The sequence below is a fragment of the Sulfitobacter sp. HI0027 genome, assembly GCF_001634775.1.
Lineage (GTDB): Bacteria > Pseudomonadota > Alphaproteobacteria > Rhodobacterales > Rhodobacteraceae > Sulfitobacter.
Map to the genome: position 1 here is coordinate 1 of NZ_LWER01000252.1, position 743 is coordinate 743.

Below are 743 nucleotides of genomic sequence, written 5' to 3' on the forward strand. Positions count from 1 at the left end.
TCGATCTCGTCGAACCACATGCTCAGATAGGCCGCCTTCTGACTGAATAGTGCCTCGGCATTGGTGCGCAAGGCGTGCTGAATGGACGTGGTTCCGGTTTTCCCCATCCCGATATGAAAGACGATCCGCATTTCGGTTACACCCTTTGCTGGTCTGGTTTGTCGAGGAACACCGCGTTCAGTCCGGCCATCGCGCCTGCCGCCGGCCAGAGCCGCTCAATCAGGTGCTATACGGTACCGTCAGTGGCGATGGGCTCGTTCGGCCAAGGGTAGTCCTTCCCGAATATGCTATTCATCTTCGCAACCAGGTTTCCGCGTGTCCAGAACATGTTACCTACCGGGAACAGCAGCGCATGCTCAGGGATCGGCCCTGGCAGCTTCTGCGCAATCTGCGGCAAAAGGCGGCGCGATCCAGCCCAATCGCTGACACCAGGATCAAAGGCCGTAACAAGACCTGTTTCCGGTTGGGCAATATGCTCTAGAGCGGATGAGAGCCGGGTATCATCCCCCAGTAGAATCGCCATAAGAAAGCGACGCCAGGTCTCGCCCGCGTCGGTCACCCCAAGAGACTTCTTCTGATGGACGTGGCACCAGATCTCGTCCTCTTGGGCATAGCCATTAGTAAAAAGCTGCATGAAAGGCAGGATGTCACGACCCTTGTTGGGAACCACGAGAGTGTCCACCGCAACGCCAGCCTGCTGCCCAATCTGAGAAATTCGGGCTGCCTTGTCCTGAGTATCAGTT

Annotated in this window: 1 protein-coding gene; it reads right to left on the minus strand. The window is 56.9% G+C overall.

Features of this window, described 5'->3' with window-relative positions; translation table 11 throughout:
- Positions 1 to 226: 226 nt before the first annotated feature.
- Positions 227 to 743, minus strand: a 517-nt coding sequence (locus tag A3722_RS15065; RefSeq protein WP_236627432.1) for a rhamnan synthesis F family protein, incomplete at its 5' end; no start/stop codon positions are given.